At 73.0% G+C, this 19,709-nt stretch carries 20 protein-coding genes; 7 read left to right on the top strand and 13 right to left on the bottom strand.

Going from position 1 to position 19,709, the window contains the following annotated elements:
• Window positions 1–33 precede the first annotated feature (33 nt).
• Window positions 34–984, top strand: coding sequence for a LysR family transcriptional regulator (locus ACZ3KJ_RS09555; protein ID WP_389513595.1), 951 nt, complete (start codon window positions 34–36; stop codon window positions 982–984).
• A gap of 67 nt (window positions 985–1,051) precedes the next feature.
• Here ACZ3KJ_RS09555 and ACZ3KJ_RS09550 read toward each other — a convergent pair whose 3' ends face one another.
• Window positions 1,052–1,813: an alpha/beta hydrolase gene (locus ACZ3KJ_RS09550; RefSeq protein WP_467525999.1), complete on the bottom strand. Its 762-nt coding sequence runs from the start codon at window positions 1,811–1,813 to the stop codon at window positions 1,052–1,054.
• 113 nt (window positions 1,814–1,926) lie between these two features.
• On the opposite strand from ACZ3KJ_RS09550, the gene ACZ3KJ_RS09545 reads away from it, so the two are divergent.
• Window positions 1,927–3,090 carry an adenosine deaminase gene (locus tag ACZ3KJ_RS09545; protein ID WP_467525997.1) on the top strand — a complete coding sequence of 388 codons (1,164 nt, stop codon included), beginning with the start codon at window positions 1,927–1,929 and terminating at the stop codon, window positions 3,088–3,090.
• Window positions 3,091–3,224: 134 nt separating this feature from the next.
• A complete protein-coding gene (locus ACZ3KJ_RS09540; RefSeq protein WP_467525995.1) occupies window positions 3,225–3,581 on the top strand; it encodes an ATP-binding protein in 357 nt (118 codons plus the stop codon).
• 118 nt (window positions 3,582–3,699) lie between these two features.
• On the opposite strand, the gene ACZ3KJ_RS09535 is transcribed toward ACZ3KJ_RS09540, so the two are convergent.
• The 5 genes from ACZ3KJ_RS09535 to afsQ1 all read right to left on the bottom strand — a co-directional run bounded on the left by ACZ3KJ_RS09535 (window position 3,700) and on the right by afsQ1 (window position 7,718).
• On the bottom strand, window positions 3,700–3,903 hold the full coding sequence (locus ACZ3KJ_RS09535; RefSeq protein ID WP_467525993.1) for a PspC domain-containing protein: 204 nt from the start codon (window positions 3,901–3,903) through the stop codon (window positions 3,700–3,702).
• A gap of 93 nt (window positions 3,904–3,996) precedes the next feature.
• On the bottom strand, window positions 3,997–4,548 hold the full coding sequence (locus tag ACZ3KJ_RS09530; RefSeq protein ID WP_467525991.1) for a VanZ family protein: 552 nt from the start codon (window positions 4,546–4,548) through the stop codon (window positions 3,997–3,999).
• Between the two features lie 301 nt (window positions 4,549–4,849).
• Window positions 4,850–5,473 (bottom strand): hypothetical protein, encoded by a 624-nt coding sequence (locus ACZ3KJ_RS09525; protein ID WP_467526349.1) that lies wholly within the window; start codon window positions 5,471–5,473, stop codon window positions 4,850–4,852.
• Window positions 5,474–5,487: 14 nt separating this feature from the next.
• On the bottom strand, window positions 5,488–7,044 hold the full coding sequence (locus ACZ3KJ_RS09520; protein WP_467525990.1) for an ATP-binding protein: 1,557 nt from the start codon (window positions 7,042–7,044) through the stop codon (window positions 5,488–5,490).
• Window positions 7,041–7,718 (bottom strand): two-component system response regulator AfsQ1, encoded by a 678-nt coding sequence (gene afsQ1 / locus ACZ3KJ_RS09515; protein ID WP_189933766.1) that lies wholly within the window; start codon window positions 7,716–7,718, stop codon window positions 7,041–7,043. The genes ACZ3KJ_RS09520 and afsQ1 overlap by 4 nt, the downstream gene beginning before the upstream one ends.
• Window positions 7,719–8,072: 354 nt before the next feature.
• Between afsQ1 and ACZ3KJ_RS09510 the strand changes: the two genes are divergently transcribed.
• Window positions 8,073–8,819: a SigE family RNA polymerase sigma factor gene (locus tag ACZ3KJ_RS09510; RefSeq protein WP_467525987.1), complete on the top strand. Its 747-nt coding sequence runs from the start codon at window positions 8,073–8,075 to the stop codon at window positions 8,817–8,819.
• A 345-nt stretch (window positions 8,820–9,164) separates the two neighbouring features.
• On the opposite strand, the gene ACZ3KJ_RS09505 is transcribed toward ACZ3KJ_RS09510, so the two are convergent.
• Window positions 9,165–9,872 carry a uridine kinase family protein gene (locus tag ACZ3KJ_RS09505; RefSeq protein WP_467525986.1) on the bottom strand — a complete coding sequence of 236 codons (708 nt, stop codon included), beginning with the start codon at window positions 9,870–9,872 and terminating at the stop codon, window positions 9,165–9,167.
• Between the two features lie 59 nt (window positions 9,873–9,931).
• On the opposite strand from ACZ3KJ_RS09505, the gene ACZ3KJ_RS09500 reads away from it, so the two are divergent.
• On the top strand, window positions 9,932–10,339 hold the full coding sequence (locus ACZ3KJ_RS09500; RefSeq protein ID WP_467525984.1) for a hypothetical protein: 408 nt from the start codon (window positions 9,932–9,934) through the stop codon (window positions 10,337–10,339).
• Between the two features lie 87 nt (window positions 10,340–10,426).
• Here ACZ3KJ_RS09500 and ACZ3KJ_RS09495 read toward each other — a convergent pair whose 3' ends face one another.
• From ACZ3KJ_RS09495 to deoC, 3 genes are read right to left on the bottom strand one after another with little or no spacing between them, the layout of a single operon-like run.
• Window positions 10,427–11,320 (bottom strand): aldehyde dehydrogenase family protein, encoded by an 894-nt coding sequence (locus tag ACZ3KJ_RS09495; RefSeq protein WP_467525982.1) that lies wholly within the window; start codon window positions 11,318–11,320, stop codon window positions 10,427–10,429.
• A complete protein-coding gene (locus ACZ3KJ_RS09490) occupies window positions 11,313–12,755 on the bottom strand; it encodes an aldehyde dehydrogenase family protein (protein WP_467525980.1) in 1,443 nt (480 codons plus the stop codon). The genes ACZ3KJ_RS09495 and ACZ3KJ_RS09490 overlap by 8 nt, the downstream gene beginning before the upstream one ends.
• Before the next feature lie 5 nt (window positions 12,756–12,760).
• Window positions 12,761–13,723 (bottom strand): deoxyribose-phosphate aldolase, encoded by a 963-nt coding sequence (gene deoC / locus ACZ3KJ_RS09485; protein WP_467526348.1) that lies wholly within the window; start codon window positions 13,721–13,723, stop codon window positions 12,761–12,763.
• 119 nt (window positions 13,724–13,842) lie between these two features.
• Between deoC and ACZ3KJ_RS09480 the strand changes: the two genes are divergently transcribed.
• Window positions 13,843–14,565, top strand: coding sequence for a PH domain-containing protein (locus ACZ3KJ_RS09480; protein WP_467525978.1), 723 nt, complete (start codon window positions 13,843–13,845; stop codon window positions 14,563–14,565).
• Window positions 14,566–14,848: 283 nt separating this feature from the next.
• Here the strand turns inward: ACZ3KJ_RS09480 and ACZ3KJ_RS09475 are convergent, their stop codons facing one another.
• The 3 genes from ACZ3KJ_RS09475 to ACZ3KJ_RS09465 all read right to left on the bottom strand — a co-directional run bounded on the left by ACZ3KJ_RS09475 (window position 14,849) and on the right by ACZ3KJ_RS09465 (window position 17,974).
• A complete protein-coding gene (locus tag ACZ3KJ_RS09475; RefSeq protein WP_467526347.1) occupies window positions 14,849–16,483 on the bottom strand; it encodes a phospho-sugar mutase in 1,635 nt (544 codons plus the stop codon).
• A gap of 65 nt (window positions 16,484–16,548) precedes the next feature.
• A complete protein-coding gene (locus tag ACZ3KJ_RS09470) occupies window positions 16,549–17,373 on the bottom strand; it encodes a purine-nucleoside phosphorylase (protein ID WP_389513628.1) in 825 nt (274 codons plus the stop codon).
• Between the two features lie 163 nt (window positions 17,374–17,536).
• A complete protein-coding gene (locus ACZ3KJ_RS09465; protein WP_401696387.1) occupies window positions 17,537–17,974 on the bottom strand; it encodes a gamma-glutamylcyclotransferase family protein in 438 nt (145 codons plus the stop codon).
• Between the two features lie 116 nt (window positions 17,975–18,090).
• Here ACZ3KJ_RS09465 and ACZ3KJ_RS09460 point away from each other — a divergent pair, with 116 nt between their 5' ends.
• Window positions 18,091–19,539 (top strand): NAD(P)H-quinone dehydrogenase, encoded by a 1,449-nt coding sequence (locus ACZ3KJ_RS09460; protein WP_467525976.1) that lies wholly within the window; start codon window positions 18,091–18,093, stop codon window positions 19,537–19,539.
• Window positions 19,540–19,709 lie beyond the last annotated feature (170 nt).

Raw genomic sequence — 19,709 nt, 5'->3', positions numbered from 1 at the left:
CGTCCAATGCATGGAATCGCCATAATCGTTCCCATGGAGCATCAGCAGAGGTCACAGGCGCGCCTGTCACCGTCCAGTGACACAGAAGACATCGTCACGCTGCTCGCGCCACGGCTCGCGTACTTCGCGGGCGTCGCCCGCACCGAGCACGTCACGCGGGCCGCTCAGGAGATGCAGGTCCCGCAGTCGACGCTCTCCCGGGCCATGGTCCGCCTCGAACAGGACCTGGGCGTCGACCTGTTCGCCCGCCACGGCCGGACCGTCTCCCTCACCCCCGCCGGACGCACCTTCCTCACCTCCGTCGAGCGCGCCCTCGCCGAGATCGAGCGCGCCGCCGACGCGGTGCGCGCCGACGCCGACGCCGCCACCGGCAAGGTCGCCTTCGGCTTCCTGCACACCATGGGCGCCGAGACGGTACCCGGCCTGATCCACGCCTTCCGCGCCGACCACCCCCGCGTCCGCTTCAGCCTCGTCCAGAACTACGGCGAGGCCATGCTGGAGCGGCTGCGGGCCGGCGAGCTCGACCTGTGCCTGACCTCACCGGTCCCGGACGCCCCCGACCTCGTCGCCCGCCGCCTCGACGAGCAGAAACTGCGCCTGGTCGTCCCCGCCGACCACCGTCTCGCCGCCCGCAAGCGCGTCCGGCTCGCCGAGGCCGCCGACGAGACCTTCGTGACCCTGGAACCCGGCTACGGCCTGCGCCGCATCACCGACGACCTCTGCCAGGAGGCCGGGTTCCGCCCCCGGGTCGCCTTCGAGGGGGAGGAGGCGGAGACCCTCCGCGGCCTGGTGGCGGCCGGCCTCGGTGTCGCCCTCCTGCCCCCGCCCGCCGTACCCCGGCCCGGCGTGGTGGAACTGACGGTCACGGCACCGAGGGCGGTACGGGAGATCGGCGTGGCCTGGCTGGACGGCCACCCGGACACACCCCCCGTGGCGGCCTTCAAGAGGTTCCTGCTGTCGCGGCGGGGGAGCCTGCTCCCGTAGGCCCCGCGGGCCCCCGCCCGTCCCGGCCCCCGGCCGTGCTCTCCCGTCGCTCCCCTCGCTCCCGTGGCTACCGTCGCAGCGAACTGCCGAAGCCCGCGGCCAACGGCATCCTCAACCCCAGCGGCGGAGGCGCCGCCAGGGCGTCCCGCACCGGACGCGAGAAGCCGTGCCCGAACAGCACGCCCCGAACGAAGTCCTCCGCCAGGGCCAGGACTTCCTGCCGGTACTGGTGCAGCCCGTGCCCGTCGGAGTGCACCTCGAACCGGCACACCTCCCGGTTCACCTTCTTCATCCGCGCCGCGAGCCGGAAGGACAGCTCGGGATCGGTCCGCTGGTCGTTCGTGCCGTGCACGATCAGCACCTGCCGCCCCACCAGGTGCTTCACCGGTTCGGGTGGCGCCGCGACGTCCTCCTCCGGCAGCCAAGGGGCGATCGCGAGCACCGAGTTGACGGCCTCGTGGCCGCCCGCGCGCAGCGCTGCCCGCCCGCCCATGCCGACACCGGCGAGGCACACGGGGACGTCCCCGTAGCGCCGTACGGCCTCGTCGGCGGCCCAGGACGCGTCGGTGGCGAGATGGGCCTCGCTGCCGTTCCAGCCCCGGTAGCGGTAGCGCACCACGTGGACGGCCAGGCCGTCCTGCCGGGCCGCGCGGGCGAGTCTGCGCCCGACGGCACGCACCGGGCCGTTCCCCCACAGGGGCGAGGGTCTGCGGTCGGAGACCTCGTCGCCGCCCGGGAGCAGCAGCAGCACGCCGCTCACCGTCTCCGGCTCCGGGCCGATTCCCTTCCCCAGCCTGGCCGTTCGCACCGGCGTCGCTTGCTGTCCCATGACAGAACAGTGTCAGAAGCGCCGGTGTACTCCACCCGTCCGTGTGGTCACCGTTACATATCGGCGCAGGTGTACAGCGCGCGATCTACGCGCGTAGGAGTTAGAGTGCGGAAATGACGAGCCAGACCATTCGACAGGGCGTCACCCCGAGCGCGGACCAGATCCGCCGGGCGCCCAAGGTTCTGCTGCACGACCACCTCGACGGCGGGCTGCGCCCCGGCACGATCGTCGACCTCGCCCGGGAGACCGGGTACGCACGGCTCCCCGAGACCGATCCCGGAAAGCTCGGCCTCTGGTTCCGGGAGGCCGCCGACTCCGGTTCCCTGGAGCGGTACTTGGAGACCTTCTCGCACACCGTCGGCGTCATGCAGACCCGGGAGTCCCTGGTACGGGTCGCCCGCGAGTGCGCCGAGGACCTCGCCGAGGACGGGGTCGTCTACGCCGAGGTCCGCTACGCGCCCGAGCAGCACCTGGAGGGCGGGCTGCGCCTCGAGGACGTCGTCGAGGCCGTCGACGAGGGCTTCCGGCAGGGCGAACGGCTCGCCCGGGCGAACGGCCACCGCATCCGGGTGGGCGCGCTCCTCACCGCCATGCGGCACGCCGCCCGCGCCCTGGAGATCGCCGAGCTCGCCAACCGCTACCGGGACCTGGGCGTGGTCGGCTTCGACATCGCCGGCGCCGAGGCCGGCTACCCGCCCACCCGGCACCTCGACGCCTTCGAGTACCTGAAGCGGGAGAACAACCACTTCACCATCCACGCCGGGGAGGCCTTCGGGCTGCCGTCCATCTGGCAGGCGCTCCAGTGGTGCGGCGCCGACCGCCTCGGGCACGGCGTCCGCATCATCGACGACATCGAGGTCGCGGAGGACGGCTCCGTGAAGCTCGGACGGCTCGCCTCGTACGTCCGGGACAAGCGCATCCCGCTGGAACTGTGCCCCAGCTCCAACCTCCAGACCGGGGCGGCCGCCTCCTACGCCGAGCACCCGATCGGGCTGCTGCGCCGACTGCACTTCCGGGCCACGGTCAACACCGACAACCGGCTGATGTCCGGCACCGGCATGAGCCGGGAATTCGAGCACCTTGTCGACGCGTTCGGTTACACGCTCGACGATCTCGCATGGTTCTCGGTCAATGCTATGAAGTCAGCATTCATTCCTTTCGATGAACGACTGGCTATGATCAATGACGTGATCAAGCCCGGCTATGCCGAGCTCAAGTCCGAATGGCTGTTCCAGCAGACTGCCTCCACCAGGGCTTCCGTGACCGAGGAGAACTGAGGGGCGGTAATTTCCGGACCGTAATGCGGGCGGGCCTTCACGGTCTGTCCGCATTTCGTTGTTTGCGGTGGGTGCCTTTTTGTGTTTACGGTCGTGGACCGCTCAGTTCCCCGATATTCGAGGACGCATTTACCATGAAGCAGTCTGCTGCCAAGACCCTCGGCGTCGCCGCGCTCGGTGCCGCTTTCGCCGCCGCCGGTGCGGGCGCCGCCACCGCGGCCCCGGCCGCCCCGGACGCCACCCAGGCACTGGGCGGAGTCACCCAGTCGCTGCCGGCGGAGAAGCTCGCCACGGCGCTGCCGGGAGCCGGTGACGCGGTCCAGCAGGCCCAGCCGACGCTCGGCGCCGGCCTGGCCGCCGTGCAGCCGATCGCCCAGCAGGCGCTCACCGAGCAGCCGACCGCGCCGGCCCGCGATCTGCTCGGCGGTCTGCCCGTCCTCAAGGGCCTGCCCACGAACGGGGTAGGGGTGAACGGGATCCCGCTGGGCTGAGTCGCTGGGCTGAGTCGCTGGGCTGAGTCCTGCGCGTCGCGGCGCCGTCGGGCGCATCCGGGTCCTCCGGGTGCGCCCGACGGCTTTTCCCGTGCGCGGCTCGTTCCGTACCCGGTGCCTACCAGGCCGTGCGGGCCTTGTCCTCGGACGGCAGGAAGATCCACAGCGCTATGTAGAGCAGGAACTGCGGGCCCGGCAGCAGACAGGACAGCAGGAAGATCACGCGCATCGTCGTCGCGGAGGTGCCGAAGCGCCGGGCCAGCGCGGCGCACACTCCGCCGATCATGCGGCCGTGGGTGGGGCGGGCGAGGCTGCGGGACATCTGCGGCTCCTTGGTGAGTCGGTCCGGGGCGGCCTCCGGTGGCTGCCCCGTCTGATGTCCACGCTACGCAGACGAAGCGGGTGAAACGTCGCCCTACGGGGCGATCCCGACCCTGGGAATCGTCGGGGTCCGCCCCTGAGCCGGCTCCTCCTGGCGGTCCGCCCGGTCCGCACGGCGCTCGGCCCGGTGCCGCAGGCGGGCGCGGGCCGCGGGGACCACCGCGGTGTGCGCCAGAGCCACGCCCACGGTGTTGAGCAGGAGCGAGTCCACGTCGACCACCTGGCCGGGCACCCCGGTCTGGAGGAGCTCGATGGCCAGCGACAGCAGGGCGCCCGCCGTGACCGTGCGGACCAGGGAGGCGAGCGGCGAGACGTGGAGCCTGCCGTGCACCAGGGGCAGGAGGACGCCCAGCGGCGCCAGGAGGGCGAGGCCCCCGCCGATCCGGCGGGCCGCCTGCGGCCAGCCCAGCTCCAGGTCGGCGCGGATGCCGGCGAACGGACGCAGGTTGGCAGGCATCACCCAGGGAACGTCCAGGGGGCGCAGCGTGCACCAGGCGACGAACACGAGGTGGACGACCAGGAGAACACTCCCGGTCGCGCGAACGCGGAACGCGGCGCTGCCGCCGATGGAGCCTTGACGCTGCACGTCCCCCTAGACGCGGGAGGCGGCGGGATCGGTTCCGGCCCCGCGGCAGCCGCACCGAGGCCCGCGCCACAACGCCGCCCGCACGGGACCCTGCGGGGCCCCGAAACCGGCCGAAAGGCCCGAACCGGCCCTGCCCACCGGCCCTGCCCACCGGCCCTGCCCACCGGCCCTGCCCACCGGCCCGGCCCACCGGCCCGGCCCACCGTCCGGCCCGGACGCCCTCGCCGGTCCGGCCCGGATGCCCGGACCCGCTCGGCCCGCCGAGCCAGTCTGGCCCGCCGACCGCCCATGACGTCGGCCGTCAGCCCCCCGTGACCTCCGTCGACGGGGGTTCCGCCGTGCCCGGGCGGGAGCGGACCTCGTCCGTGCACTGGTAGCGGCGGGGAGGGGCCGTGGGACCGCCCAGGACCACCGAGCCGTCGCCCTCCGCCGCCGCCGAGTCGGAGAAGGTGCAGACGATCTGGGCCAGGGCGTACGAGGTCAGGTCGGCCGGCGAGGTGCTCAGGCGCAGGGTGTCGTCCGGGTCCTCGGCGGCCGGGCCGCTCACCGCCGTTCCGCCCCGCACGTCGGTGGTGTAGCCGGCCTCCTTCTCCGCGGCCGAGGGGGACCGCGCCAGTTCGTCCAGCAGGCCCTGGGCGACCAGGACGCGGCGCGCGGAGCCGGCCGTGCCGTCGGGTACCGGGACCGTGCGGTCCACGGCGACCAGGGACGAACCGCACAGCAGGAACACCCGTACGGGCACGCCCCCGGAGGCCTGGGCGGTCACCTCGGGCCCGGACAGGGAGCAGCGGACCCGGGAGGGGGCCGGGCCGAAGTCGGTCGGCACCTCGGTCGCGCGGATGCCACAGCCGGTGAGCAGGGCGGCGAGGACGGGGAGGAGGGGGAGGGCGAGACGGCGGCGTACGGACGTGGGGCGTACGGACATGGCGCGAGCGGTCATCAGGTGTCCCCCTTGTCCTTCGGCTCGCCCTGTTCCGCCAGGTCCGAGATGTCCCGGGGCAGGCGGAGGGTGAAGACCGCGCCCGACTCGGGGGAATTGGCGGCGCTGATCTCGCCGCCGTGGATGTGGGCGTTCTCCAGGGCGATGGAGAGACCCAGCCCGCTGCCCTCGGAACGGGGGCGGGAGGCGCTCGCCTTGTAGAAGCGGTCGAAGACGTGCGGCAGCACCTCCTCGGGGATGCCGGGGCCGTGGTCGCGTACGGCGATGACGACCTCGTCGGCCGACTCCCGCACGGACACCCGCACCGGCGAGCCGCCGTGCTTGAGGGCGTTGCCGATGAGGTTGGCGAGGATCACGTCCAGGCGGCGCGGATCGAGGCGGGCGTGGATGCCGCGCTCGGCGTCCAGCTCGACGGCGTCCAGCCAGGCGCGCGCGTCGATGCAGGCGGTGATCTGGTCGGCGACGTCGACGTCGTCCAGGACCAGGCGCGCCGTGCCGGCGTCGAAGCGGGTGACCTCCATCAGGTTCTCGACCAGGTCGTTCAGCCGCCGGGTCTCGGAGACCACCAGGCGGACGGCCGGCTCGATCATCGGGTCGATACCGCCGGACTCCGCGTCCAGTTCCTCCTCCAGCACCTCGGTGACGGCGGTGATGGCGGTGAGCGGGGTGCGCAGTTCGTGGCTCATGTCCGCGACGAAGCGGCGGGAGGCCTCGTCCCGGGCCGCCATGTCCGCCACCCGTTTCTCGAGCGACTCGGCGGCGAGGTTGAACGTACGGGACAGATCGGCCAGTTCGTCCGTCCCGGAGACCCGCAGCCGGGTGTCCAGCTTGCCCTCGCCCAGCCGGCGGGCGGCCACTCCCAGCCGGTGCACCGGCTTCAGCACGGTCGTGGCGGCGGCCTGCGCGAGCAGCGCGGCGCCGATCAGCGCCAGACCGGTGGCGATGCCCAGGGACCAGGCGAGCGAGTTGAGGTCCTTGGCCTCCGGCTCCAGCGACTTGCGCATGTAGCCGGTCGGACCGCCCCCGATCACCTTCGTGCCGGCCACCAGGTACGGCGTCCCGTGGTCGACCACCCGCTGCCAGTACAGGTGGTACGGCGACGTGTTGCCGGCGGTCGTCCCCTGCTGCTTGTCCACCGCCCTGCGCAGCGACTCGGGCACGTCCTCCAGGGAGAAGCCGTTCAGCCCCCCGGAACTGCCGTAGACCGTCGTGCCGGTGCCGTCCTCGGCGACCAGCAGCACGCTGAAGCGCTGGCTGCTGGTGGCCATCTGGCCGGCCGTGTACTGCAACTCGTCCTGCGAGGGGTACTCCGCCAGCGAGCCGGCCCGGTTCTGCATCTCCTGCTCGAAGTCGCGCAGCACCGCGCCCTGGGTGCGGGTCAGCACGGCCTCGCGGTTGAGCCAGTACGCGATGCCGGACGCGGACACGGCCGCGGTCAGCGCCACCAGCCCGAAGACCACGACGAGCCGCAGCCGCAGGCTGGTCAGGCGCAGCCGTGACAGATGTCCCTTGCGCGCCGCGGACCAGCCGCGGATCCCCCCTTGCCGCTGTGTCACTGAGGGGCGTCCAGGCGGTAGCCGACCCCGCGCACGGTACGGATCAGGGTGGGGGACGACGGTACGTCCTCGACCTTGGCGCGCAGCCGCTGGACGCAGGCGTCCACCAGCCGGGAGTCGCCGAGGTAGTCGTGCTCCCACACCAGGCGCAGCAGCTGCTGCCGGGACAGCGCCTGACCGGGGCGCCGGCTCAGTTCGAGCAGCAGCCGCAGCTCGGTCGGGGTGAGCTGGAGGTCCTCGCCGTTCTTCGTCACCGTCATCGCGGCGCGGTCGATGACGAGGCTGCCGAAGGTCGCCGAGTCGTTCGACTCGCGCTCCCCGCGCCGCAGCACGGCGCGGATCCGGGCGTCGAGCACCCGGCCCTGCACCGGTTTGACGACGTAGTCGTCGGCGCCGGACTCCAGCCCGACGACCACGTCGATGTCGTCGCTGCGCGCGGTGAGCAGGATGATCGGCAGCTGGTCGGTGCGCCGGATGCGCCGGCACACCTCGAATCCGTCGATGCCGGGCAGCATCACGTCCAGCACGATCAGATCCGGCCGCTGTTCGCGCAGCAGCTTCAGACCGTCCTCACCGCTCGCAGCGGTCGCCACGCGGTGTCCCTGGCGCGTCAGTGAGAGCTCCAGGGCCGTACGGATGGCGTCGTCGTCCTCGATCAGCAACAGGGAAGGCACGGGCTCATTCTGGCCCATGGAGGTGCCGTCGTTCGACCTGTGGGCAGGGGCTCGGATGCCAGAGGGGCGTGGTTCCCGCGGCGCGCGCGGCGTACACGGGGTCGGGGGCCGGTCCGGAGCGCCGGTGGAACCCGCGCCGGAACGCCGTAGCGCCGGTGTCTGTGCGCGGGCTGTGGCGCCACCGTGACGGACCCCTGTGACAGGTCTGTGACAGTCGGCGGACACGGCGATGAAGTGCCGTCGGCAGGATTTTCGGCACAGGCACGGCAGCGGGCGGCACACAGCACACCGCCGCGGCGGACGGGCCGAACGGAACGAGCACGGACACCGGAAGTCCACGACGGGGGGCGCGAGATGAACACGCTGCACGGTAAGAGCACCAACGCAGTCGCGGTCGTCACGCGTCTGCACGACGTGCACCGGGTGTCCGAGAAGTCCGGTGCCGTGATGAGCGGACGGGGGTGCGCTCGCGGCACCGGGCGTCAGCACACCGCCTTCATGACGGTGGTCGACGCGGGGGAACAGGCGGCTCACGGGGGAGCCGCGTACAGGGAGGACACGGGGGAGCGCCGCTCGCTGTCGGAGGCGGAGTTCACCGCCTACGTCCAGGAGCGCCGCGCCTCCCTGTACGCCACCGCCTACCACCTCACCGGCGACCGCTTCGAGGCCGAGGACCTGTTGCAGAGCGCGCTGTTCTCGACCTACCGGGCGTGGGACCGGATCAGTGACAAGGCGGCCGTCGGCGGCTACCTGCGACGCACGATGACCAACCTGCACATCAGCGCGTGGCGCCGGCGCAAGCTGAACGAGTACCCGACCGAGGAGCTGCCGGAGACGCCCGGCGACACGGACGCGATGCGCGGCACCGAGCTGCGCGCCGTCCTGTGGCAGGCGCTGGCCCGGCTGCCCGAACTCCAGCGGACGATGCTGGTCCTGCGCTACTACGAGGGCCGCACCGACCCGGAGATCGCGGAGATCCTCGACATCAGTGTCGGCACGGTGAAGTCGAGCATCTGGCGGTCGCTCCGCCGGCTGCGCGAGGACGAGGTCCTCAGCTTCGGCCGTGACGAGGAGGACGCCTTCGGCGAGCTCGTCGCCTGAGGTGCACGGGGGCCGGCCTCCCTCGGGAGGCCGGTGAACGGGGGAACACGGGGGAAAAACGGGGGAGCGGTACCGGGGGGACCCAACGGGGGACGTCGGGGGAGCGGTACCGCGCACAGCACGGGGGAAGCACCACCCGGGGGACACGGGGGAACACGGGGGAAACGAGCGGGGCTGGAGGGCCGGGGGGTCCGTCCAGTCCCGCTCTTCCGCGTCCGTCCGTCGGAACCGGTCTTCCGGCAGCCGGCCGGCCGGGGCCCGCGCGTGGGAGCACGCCCGGCACGGCCCGCGACGGCCCGCGCGTCGCATCGGGCCTGCCGCAGCCCGCCCGTCAGCCGTCAGCCGTCAGACGGCCGTACGCGCCGTCGTGGCGCTGTCGCCCGCCGCCGCGGCCGCCAGACGGCCGAGCGCCTCGTCGCGGTCGCAGGCGTACGCGCCGAGGGCGGTCTGGCGGGCCACGATGGAGCGTTCGGCGCGCATCAGGCGCCAGCCTCGGCGCAGGAGGAACGGCACCGACTTGCGGCCCTCCTTCAGGTCCCGCAGGAAACGGCGGCGGAACGTCGTCACCGCACCGCGGCTCAGGCACAGCGCGTCGGCCAGCACGCCCAGGTCCCGGCAGCGGGCGACGATCTCCGCGGCGAAGATGCCCTCCGCGATGAACAGCGGGGTCCGCCCGATCTCGACGGTCTCCGCGCCGGTGCGGGCGCTGAGCGCGATGTCGTAGACCGGGACGTTCGTACGGCCCGTGCGGCACAGGTCGGTGATCGCGGCGACCGCGGTGTCCGCGTCCCACGAGCCGGGGTGGTCCCAGTCGATGTCGGAACTTCCCGCGACCTGCGGCAGCGTCGGGTCGTCGCCCTCCTTGTAGAAGTCGTCGAGCCGCAGCACGGGCAGGCCGGAGCGGGCGGCGAGAAGGGACTTGCCGGAGCCTGAGGGGCCGCAGAGCAGCACGACTCGCGTGGACATGGGCGGTGGGGAACTCACGGGACACCAGTGTGCGGCATCCGCCGGGCGGTGAACGACCCCGCGGGTCGGCTTTGATGCACGGGTCACTCCTCAACTACCCTTCGTGTCGACCTGATTACCCGACGCAGCAGAAAGTGGGCATCGCGATGGCCCGACACGACTCTTCCCGCACCCCGACCGGACGGCGCGCCCTGGTCGCCCTCGCCACGGCGGGAGCGGCCCTGGGCGCGGGCACGGGCGTGGCCGCGGCGGCCGGGACCGAACCGGTCGTGGACGTGGTGCGCACGCGTCCCACCTCGCTCGGCAAGATCGACCCGCAGGCCGGCGCGCAGGCCCTGGGCGGCACCGTCGGATACGTCACCGGTCCGCTGTCGGACCTCAAGCCCAACCCGCTCGCGGGCACGGGTGTCGACCCGCTCGACAACGGCGTCGGCACCCAGCTCGCCGACTTCCAGCCGGTGTCGTCCCGCTCGCTGACCGAGCCGGTGGCGCAGGCGTCGTCGGTCGGCGCGGTGCCGGTGCTGGGGCAGGCGACGGGGCTGCTGGGCGGCTGACCGGCGCGCACCCGTGTGCCGTGCGCGGGGAGCGGGCCGCGTCCCTCCGGACGGAGAGGGACGCGGCCCGCTCGTCGTGGTGGGACGTCAGTACGACGAGCCCGAGGCGCCCAGCGACCCCGTCGGGTGCCAGACGGTCTTCGTCTCCAGGAACGCCGTCATGCGGTCGATCCCGGGAGTCAGGGACCAGTCGTCCACAGGCTGTGGACGGAGAACCCGCTTCAGATTGTCCGCGGCCGCGATCTCCAGCTCCTTCGCCAGCGCCTGGTCGGCGCCCGCGAGGTCGATCGCGTTGACGTCCTGGTGGGCGGCGAGGGGCGCCGCGATCTCCGCCGTACGGCCGGAGAGGACGTTGACCACACCGCCGGGGACGTCGGAGGTGGCCAGGACCTCGGCCAGGGAGAGGGCGGGGAGCGGGGACCTCTCGGAGGCCACCACGACCGCCGTGTTGCCGGTCGCGATCACCGGGGCGAGCACCGAGACCAGGCCCAGGAACGACGACTCCTGCGGGGCCAGGACGGCCACCACGCCGGTCGGCTCGGGCGAGGACAGGTTGAAGAACGGGCCCGCGACCGGGTTGCCGCCGCCGACCACCTGGGCGATCTTGTCGGTCCAGCCCGCGTACCAGACCCAGCGGTCGACGGTCGCGTCGACGACCGTGGCCGCCCTCGACTTCGACAGGCCCTCGGCGTCGGCCACCTCGCGGACGAACTGGCCCCGGCGGCCCTCCAGCATCTCGGCGACGCGGTAGAGGACCTGGCCACGGTTGTACGCCGTCGCCCCGGACCAGGCGCCGAACGCCTTGCGGGCGGCCACGACCGCGTCCCGGGCGTCCTTGCGGCTCGACTGCGGCGCGTTGGCCAGCCAGTTGCCCTTGGAGTCGGTCACTTCGTACACCCGGCCGCTCTCGGAACGGGGGAACTTGCCCCCGACGTACAGCTTGTAGGTCTTGAGGACGGAGAGACGGGTCACGTCAGACATCGAGGTACGCCTCCAGACCGTGGCGGCCGCCCTCGCGGCCGGAACCCGACTCCTTATAACCGCCGAACGGCGACGTCGGGTCGAACTTGTTGAACGTGTTGGACCAGACGACACCGGCCCGGAGCCTGTTCGCCACCGCGAGGATGCGGGAGCCCTTCTCCGTCCAGATGCCCGCCGACAGGCCGTACGGCGTGTTGTTGGCCTTGGCGACGGCCTCGTCCGGGGTGCGGAAGGTGAGGACCGACAGGACCGGGCCGAAGATCTCGTCGCGGGCGACGGTGTGCGCCTGGGTGACGTTCGTGAAGAGCGTCGGGGCGAACCAGTAGCCGGCGGAGGGGAGCTCGCAGGCCGGGGACCAGCGCTCGGCGCCCTCCGCCTCACCCTGCTCGGCGAGCGCGGTGATGCGCGCGAGCTGCTCGGCGGAGTTGATCGCGCCGATGTCCGTGTTCTTGTCCAGCGGGTCGCCGAGGCGGAGCGTGGAGAGCCTGCGCTTGAGCGACTCCAGCAGCTCGTCGTGGATCGATTCCTGGACCAGGAGGCGGCTGCCCGCGCAGCAGACCTGGCCCTGGTTGAAGAAGATGCCGTTCACGACGCCCTCGACGGCCTGGTCGATCGGGGCGTCGTCGAAGACGATGTTGGCGCCCTTGCCGCCCAGTTCGAGGGTGAGCTTCTTGCGGGTGCCCGCGACCGTGCGCGCGATCTCCTTGCCGACGGCCGTGGAGCCGGTGAAGGCCACCTTGTTCACGTCCGGGTGCGCGACGAGCGCGGCGCCCGTGTCACCGTAGCCGGGGAGGATGTTGACGACCCCCTTCGGCAGGCCCGCCCGGCGGCAGATGTCCGCGAAGAACAGGGCGCTCAGCGGAGTGGTCTCGGCCGGCTTGAGGACGACCGTGTTGCCCGTCGCCAGCGCCGGGGCGATCTTCCACGCCAGCATCAGGAGGGGGAAGTTCCAGGGGATGACCTGGCCGGCGACGCCGAGGGGCCGGGGGGCCGGGCCGAAACCGGCGTGGCCGAGCTTGTCGGCCCAGCCCGCGTGGTAGAAGAAGTGCGCGGCGACCAGGGGGAGGTCGGCGTCGCGGGTCTCCTTGATGGGCTTGCCGTTGTCCAGCGTCTCCAGGACGGCCAGTTCGCGGCTGCGCTCCTGGATGAGGCGGGCGATGCGGAAGAGGTACTTGGCGCGCTCGGAGCCGGGCAGCGCCGACCACTTCTCGAAGGCCTTGCGGGCGGCCTTCACCGCGCGGTCGACGTCCTCGGCACCGGCCCGGGCGACCTCGGAGAGAACCTCCTCGGTCGACGGGGAGACCGTCTTGAAGACCTTGCCGTCGGCCGCGTCCACAAACTCGCCGTCGATGAACAGCCCGTAGGAGGGCGCGATGTCGACGACCGAGCGGGACTCGGGTGCGGGGGCGTACTCGAATGCGGATGCCGATGCCATGGTGATCAGTCCACCGTCACGTAGTCGGGGCCGGAGTAGCGGCCGGTGGCCAGCTTCTGACGCTGCATCAGCAGGTCGTTCAGGAGGGAGGAGGCGCCGAAGCGGAACCAGTGGTTGTCCAGCCAGTCCTCGCCCGCGGTCTCGTTGACCAGGACCAGGAACTTGACGGCGTCCTTGGAGGTGCGGATGCCGCCGGCGGGCTTCACGCCGACCTGGACGCCGGTCCGCGCGCGGAAGTCGCGGACGGCCTCCAGCATGAGCAGGGTGTTGGCGGGCGTGGCGTTGACGGCGACCTTGCCGGTGGACGTCTTGATGAAGTCCGCCCCGGCCAGCATGCCGAGCCAGCTCGCCCGGCGGATGTTGTCGTACGTCGACAGCTCGCCCGTCTCGAAGATGACCTTCAGCCGGGCGGACCCGCCGCAGGCCTCCCGTACGGCGACGATCTCCTCGTACACCTTCAGGTAGCGGCCCGCGAGGAAGGCGCCGCGGTCGATGACCATGTCGATCTCGTCGGCACCGGCGGCGACGGCGTCCCGCACGTCGGCCAGCTTGACGTCGAGGGCCGCGCGGCCCGCCGGGAAGGCGGTGGCCACGGAGGCGACCTTGACGCCGGAGCCCGCGACGGCCGCCTTGGCGGTGGCGACCATGTCGGGGTAGACGCAGACCGCGGCCGTCGAGGGCGTCGTCCGGTCGGTCGGGTCGGGGCGGACGGCCTTCGCGCCGAGCGCCCGGACCTTGCCCGGGGTGTCCGCGCCTTCCAGCGTCGTCAGGTCGACCATCGAGATGGCGAGGTCGATGGCGTACGCCTTCGCGGTCGTCTTGATGGAACGGGTACCGAGGGATGCGGCGCGCGCCTCCAGGCCGACCCCGTCGACGCCGGGCAGCCCGTGGAGGAAGCGGCGCAGCGTGCTGTCGGACGCGGTGACGTCCGTGAGGGCGTGAGCTGCGGTGGGTGCGTTGGTGGGCATGGTCACCAGACGAGCATATCTACGCGCGTAGCGGCTGTATACCCCGGAGGACGGCTCCGTGGGCGGCGAGGTGAGGGCGGGTCGGCCCGGCGCCGCGGGCGTGCGGCAGAATCGGGGCCATGACGAGCCCGGAAGACCAGTCACCAGCGCCGCGGCCCTCGGCCCCCGAGTCCAGGGACCGTGTCTACCGGTCGCCCGCGGGCATCGTCGGCGGGGCGCTGCTGCTCGCGGTCGTCGGCTGGCTCGGTGTCGACGCGATCGTCGCGGGGGAGGGCCGCACGCCGTGGCTGGCGCTCGCGGCGCTCATCCTGCTGGTGCCGCTGATCGTCGCGTTCACGCTGCGCCCGGCCGTGTACGCCGACGCGGACCGGCTGCGGGTGCGCAACCCGTTGCGGGTGATCGCGGTGCCCTGGGGGGAGGCCGTGTCGCTGCGGTCCGGGTACTCCAACGAGGTCGTCACCCGCTCCGGGCGGAAGTTCCAGCTGTGGGCGGTCCCCGTCTCGCTGCGGGCCCGGAAGAAGGCGGTCCAGCGGGAGGCGCGGGCCGCGGCGGAGCGGGAGGGCCGGGGCGGCCGCGCCGGCCGGGGGTCCGGCGGGCTCGGCGGTCTCGGCGGGCTCGGGGGCGGGCTGCCCTCGCACGGCTCCGCGGCCGGGGCGGGTGTGCCGGAGGGGCCGGTGCGGGCCGAGAGCGACCAGATCATGTACGAGTTGCGGGAACTGCTGGAGGCGGGGGAGAAGGCGGAGAGCGCCCAGGGCGAGGTGACCGTGCGCTGGGCCTGGGAGATCGTGGGGCCCGCCGTCGCCGGGGCCGTGGTGCTGGCGATCCTGCTGGCGGTGGGCTGAGGCAAGGGCCTCGGTGCGGGCGTTCGGCCGGCCGGCGGCGCCGTGTCCGGGGGGCGCCCCGCCTAGGGCGCTTCTGACGGATCTCAGAAGCGCCCTAATGGGCGGGTCGGTGTCCCGGACGCGGGTTCGTCTGCCGTGACGGGGGCTTCTTCCGGACGTGCGGGCGTCGCCCGCTGCGGGGAGGGGGCGACGGCCGCGGCCCGTGCGGGTCACGGTGCGCACCGGGGGCGCCGCGGCGCACACCGTGCCGGGGTACCGGCCGGAGGCGCCCCGCGGGCGCGCCTCAGATGCCGGCCGCCGCCGACAGGTCCCGCTTGACGGCCGCGAGCAGCTCGTCCGCCTCGGCGCGGGCCGCGGGGAGGCCGGCGTGCGCCGTGACCGGGACGACGACCTCCAGGTAGCACTTCAGCTTCGGCTCGGTGCCGCTGGGCCGGACGATCACCCGGGCGCCGTCGAGCGTGTAGCGCAGGCCGTCCGTGGGAGGGAGTCCGCCGGTGCCCCGCGTGAGGTCCTCGACGCGGGTGACGGGCAGCCCCGCCAGGGCGGACGGCGGCCGCTCGCGCAGGCGCCGCATCGCGTCCGTGATCACCGACAGGTCCTCCACCCGCACCGCGAGCTGGTCGGTGGCGTGCAGACCGTGCTCGACGGCGAGGTCGTCGAGGAGGTCGAGCAGGGTGCGGCCGCCCTCCTTCAGGACGGAGGCCAGCTCGGTGACGAGCAGGGCGGCCGTGATGCCGTCCTTGTCGCGCACGCCCTCGGGGTCCACGCAGTAGCCGAGGGCCTCCTCGTAGCCGTAGCGCAGGCCGTCGACGCGGGCGATCCACTTGAAGCCGGTGAGGGTCTCCTCGTACGGCAGCCCGGCCTTCTCGGCGATCCGGCCCAGCAGGGACGAGGAGACGATCGACTCGGCGAAGGTGCCGCGGGCGCCCCGCTCCACCAGGTGCGCGGCGAGCAGGGCGCCCACCTCGTCGCCCCGGAGCATGCGCCAGTCGCCGCCGTCCTCGACGGCCACGGCGCAGCGGTCGGCGTCCGGGTCGTTGGCGACGACGAGGTCGGGCCGGGTCTCCGCGGCCTTCGCGAAGGCCAGGTCCATCGCCCCGGGCTCCTCCGGGTTGGGGAAGGCGACCGTCGGGAAGTCCGGGTCGGGCTCGGCCTGCTCGGCGACGAGGTCGGGCGCGGGGAACCCGGCCCGCGCGAAGGCGGCGAGCAGGACGTCCTTGCCGACACCGTGCATCGCCGTGTACACCGTCCGCGCGGTGCGGGGGGAGCCGGGGGCGAGGACGGCGTCCGTGCGGGCCAGGTAGGCGTCGAGGACGGTGTCGTCGAGGGTCTCCCAGCCGGAGTCCGGGCGGGGGACGTCGGCCAGCGCGCGGACGGCGGCGATCTCGGCCGCGATCTCCGCGTCGGCGGGCGGGACGATCTGCGAGCCGTCGCCCAGGTACACCTTGTAGCCGTTGTCCTGGGGCGGGTTGTGGCTGGCGGTGACCTCGACGCCGGCCACCGCGCCCAGGTGCCGTACGGCGAAGGCGAGGACGGGGGTGGGCAGCGGGCGGGGCAGGACGGCCGCGCGCAGGCCCGCGCCCGTCATCACGGCCGCGGTGTCCCGGGCGAACTCGGCGGACTTGTGGCGCGCGTCGTAGCCGATGACGACGAGGCCGTCGCCCCGGCCCTTGGCCACGAGGTACGCGGCGAGGCCCGCGGCGGCGCGGATGACGACGGCCCGGTTCATGCGCGTCGGGCCGGCGCCGAGCGCGCCGCGCAGACCGGCGGTGCCGAACTGGAGGGTGCCGCCGAACCGGGCGGCGAGCTCGGCGCGGTCGCCCGCGGCGAGGAGCGCGGCGAGTTCCTCGCGGGTGTCCGGGTCGGGGTCCTCGGCGAGCCAGGCGTGGGCGCGAGCGGTCAGGTCGTCGTCGTGCACGTGGGTCAACCTCTCAGAGTGTGCGTGCGGTGGGGTGCCGGGCGTCCGCCCGCCCCCGCCGCCCCTTACAGCCGGTCCAGCACCTGCGCCAGCAGGGACCCCATCCGGGCCGCGCTGTCGCGGCCGGCCTGGAGGACCTCCTCGTGGTTGAGGGGCTCGCCCGTCATCCCGGCCGCCAGGTTCGTCACCAGGGAGATGCCCAGCACCTCCGCGCCCGCCTCCCGCGCGGCGATCGCCTCCAGGACGGTCGACATGCCTACCAGGTCCGCCCCGATGACCCGCGCCATGCGGATCTCGGCCGGCGTCTCGTAGTGCGGGCCGGGGAACTGGGCGTAGACGCCCTCCTCCAGCGTGGCGTCGATCTCCTTGCACAGCGCCCGCAGCCGCGGCGAGTACAGGTCGGTGAGGTCGACGAAGTTCGCGCCGACGATCGGGGAGGCCGCCGTGAGGTTGATGTGGTCGCTGATCAGGACCGGCTGTCCGGGACGCATGCCCTCGCGCAGACCGCCGCAGCCGTTGGTCAGCACGATCGTCTTGCTGCCGGCCGCGACCGCCGTGCGGACGCCGTGCGCGACGGCGGCCACGCCACGGCCCTCGTAGTAGTGCGTCCGGCCCAGGAAGACCAGCGCGCGCTTTTCACCGATGCGGTACGAGCGGATCCTGCCGCCGTGCCCCTCGACCACCGGCGGCGGGAAGCCGGGCAGCTCGGTCACGTGGAACTCGGCCTCGGGCGCGCCCAGGGCGTCGACGGCCGGTGCCCAGCCGGAGCCCATCACGAGGGCGACCTCGTGGGTCTCGGCGCCGGTGAGTTCGCGCAGGCGCGTGGCCGCCGCGTCGGCGGCGCCGTGGGGGTCGCCCTGGATGTCGTCCGGGAGAAGAGATGCGTTCACGCGGATGAGCGTAGCCGGTCCGGGCCTACGCGCGTAGATGACGGAGCCCGCGGGACGGCGATCGTTGTCTTGTCGTTTCCTACGGTGTCGTTTCCTACGGTGTCGTTCCCGGGGGCGGGCGTACGAGGTGAGGGCCTCTCGGGGCGAGGGCCTCACGCGCTCGTCAGCACGGCCGCTTGCGCAGCTCCATCACGTAATCGTGTGGTGCTCCCGCGGACTCGGCGGCGTCGGCGACCTCGCCCAGGTAGCGGGCGGACGGCAGACCGCCCTCGTAGCCGTTCAGGACGTAGGTCCAGCCGCGCTCCTCGCCGTCCAGGGTGTGGACGCGGACCCGGAGCCGGCGGTAGATGCCGAGGCCCACGCCCTCCCACCGGTCCAGCGGCTCCTCGTCCATGGGGGCGAGGTCGTACAGCGCGACGAAGACCTGGGCGGTCGGGTCCTCCACGATCGTCGCCAGGGCGCCCTCCCAGCCCATCTGCTCCCCGCCGAAGGTCAGCCGCCAGCCGTTCAGCCAGCCGGTCGCGCGCAGCGGCGAGTGCGGGGCGCGGCGGGTCATCAGCCGCGCGTCGAGGTTGCCGGCGTACGCGGCGTAGAGCGACATGCGACGAGGGTACGGCAGCCCCGCGCACGTCCCTCCCGTCGTCCACCGCCCCCGTGGCACCGGCCGTACCGCCGCCCGGCCCCCCGGCGACGTAGGACGCCGGGGCGTGCGGGACAATGGAGTACGTGACTCGGATCGTGATCATCGGTGGCGGACCCGGCGGCTACGAAGCGGCGCTGGTGGCCGCTCAGCTCGGCGCGGAGGTGACCGTCGTCGACTCCGACGGTCTGGGCGGGGCGTCGGTGCTGACCGACTGCGTACCGTCGAAGACTCTCATCGCCACGGCCGAGGTGATGACCACCTTCGACTCCTCCTACGAGGAGCTGGGGATCATCGTCGCCGACGACACCCCGCCGCTGGAGCAGTCGGCCCGGGTCGTCGGCGTGGACCTCGACAAGGTCAACCGGCGGGTGAAGCGGCTCGCGCTCGCGCAGTCGCACGACATCACCGCCTCCGTCACGCGCGCGGGCGCCCGCGTCCTGCGCGGCCGCGGCCGGCTGGAGGGCATGCAGGCCCTCGACGGTTCGCGCAAGGTCGTGGTGCGGGCGGCCGACGGCAGCGAGGAGACCCTCGTCGCGGACGCCGTGCTCATCGCCACCGGCGGTCACCCCCGGGAGCTGCCCGACGCCCAGCCCGACGGCGAGCGCATCCTCAACTGGACCCAGGTCTACGACCTCCGTGAGCTGCCCGAGGAGCTCATCGTGGTCGGCTCGGGCGTGACGGGCGCCGAGTTCGCCGGCGCGTACCAGGCGCTCGGCTCCAAGGTCACCCTCGTCTCCTCCCGGGACCGCGTGCTGCCGGGCGAGGACCCCGACGCCGCCGCCGTCCTCGAGGACGTCTTCCGGCGCCGCGGCATGAACGTCATGGCCCGCTCCCGCGCCCAGTCCGCCAAGCGGGTCGGGGACGGCGTCGAGGTGACCCTCGCCGACGGGCGGGTCATCACCGGCTCGCACTGTCTGATGGCCGTCGGCGCCATCCCCAACAGCGAGGGCCTCGGGCTGGAGGAGGCGGGCGTCAAGGTCCGCGACTCCGGGCACATCTGGACCGACAAGGTGTCCCGCACCACGGCTCCGGGCGTCTACGCCGCCGGTGACGTGACCGGCGTGTTCGCGCTCGCCTCCGTCGCCGCCATGCAGGGGCGCATCGCCATGTACCACTTCCTCGGCGACGCGGTGGCCCCGCTGAACCTCAAGACCGTCTCCTCCAACGTCTTCACCGACCCCGAGATCGCCACCGTCGGCTACACGCAGGCCGACGTCGACTCGGGCAAGATCGACGCGAAGGTCGTCAAGCTGCCGCTGCTGCGCAATCCGCGCGCCAAGATGCAGGGCATCCGCGACGGATTCGTCAAGATCTTCTGCCGGCCGGGCACCGGGATCGTCGTCGGCGGCGTCGTCGTCGCGCCGCGCGCCTCGGAACTCATCCACCCCATCTCGATCGCCGTCGACAACAATCTGACGGTCGAACAGATCGCGAACGCCTTCACCGTGTATCCGTCCCTTTCGGGCTCGATCGCCGAGGTGGCACGGCAGTTGCACACGAGGAAGACGGGCGCGGACGTCTAGGCCGTGACCTGCGGCCGGATTCGATTCCCCGCCGGTGACGGGGAGTTGTGGACCGTGCGGTTGGCATAGGCATCAGAACTAAACCCCTATACCACCTCCCACCCTGCTGTGCGAACAACTTCTATTATTCGGCGCAAAGAGCTGAAAGCAGACGGTCGTCCGCGTTACTG

It is taken from the genome of Streptomyces sp. NPDC003248, from assembly GCF_055563235.1.
This window is presented reverse-complemented; position numbering and strand designations above follow the sequence as displayed.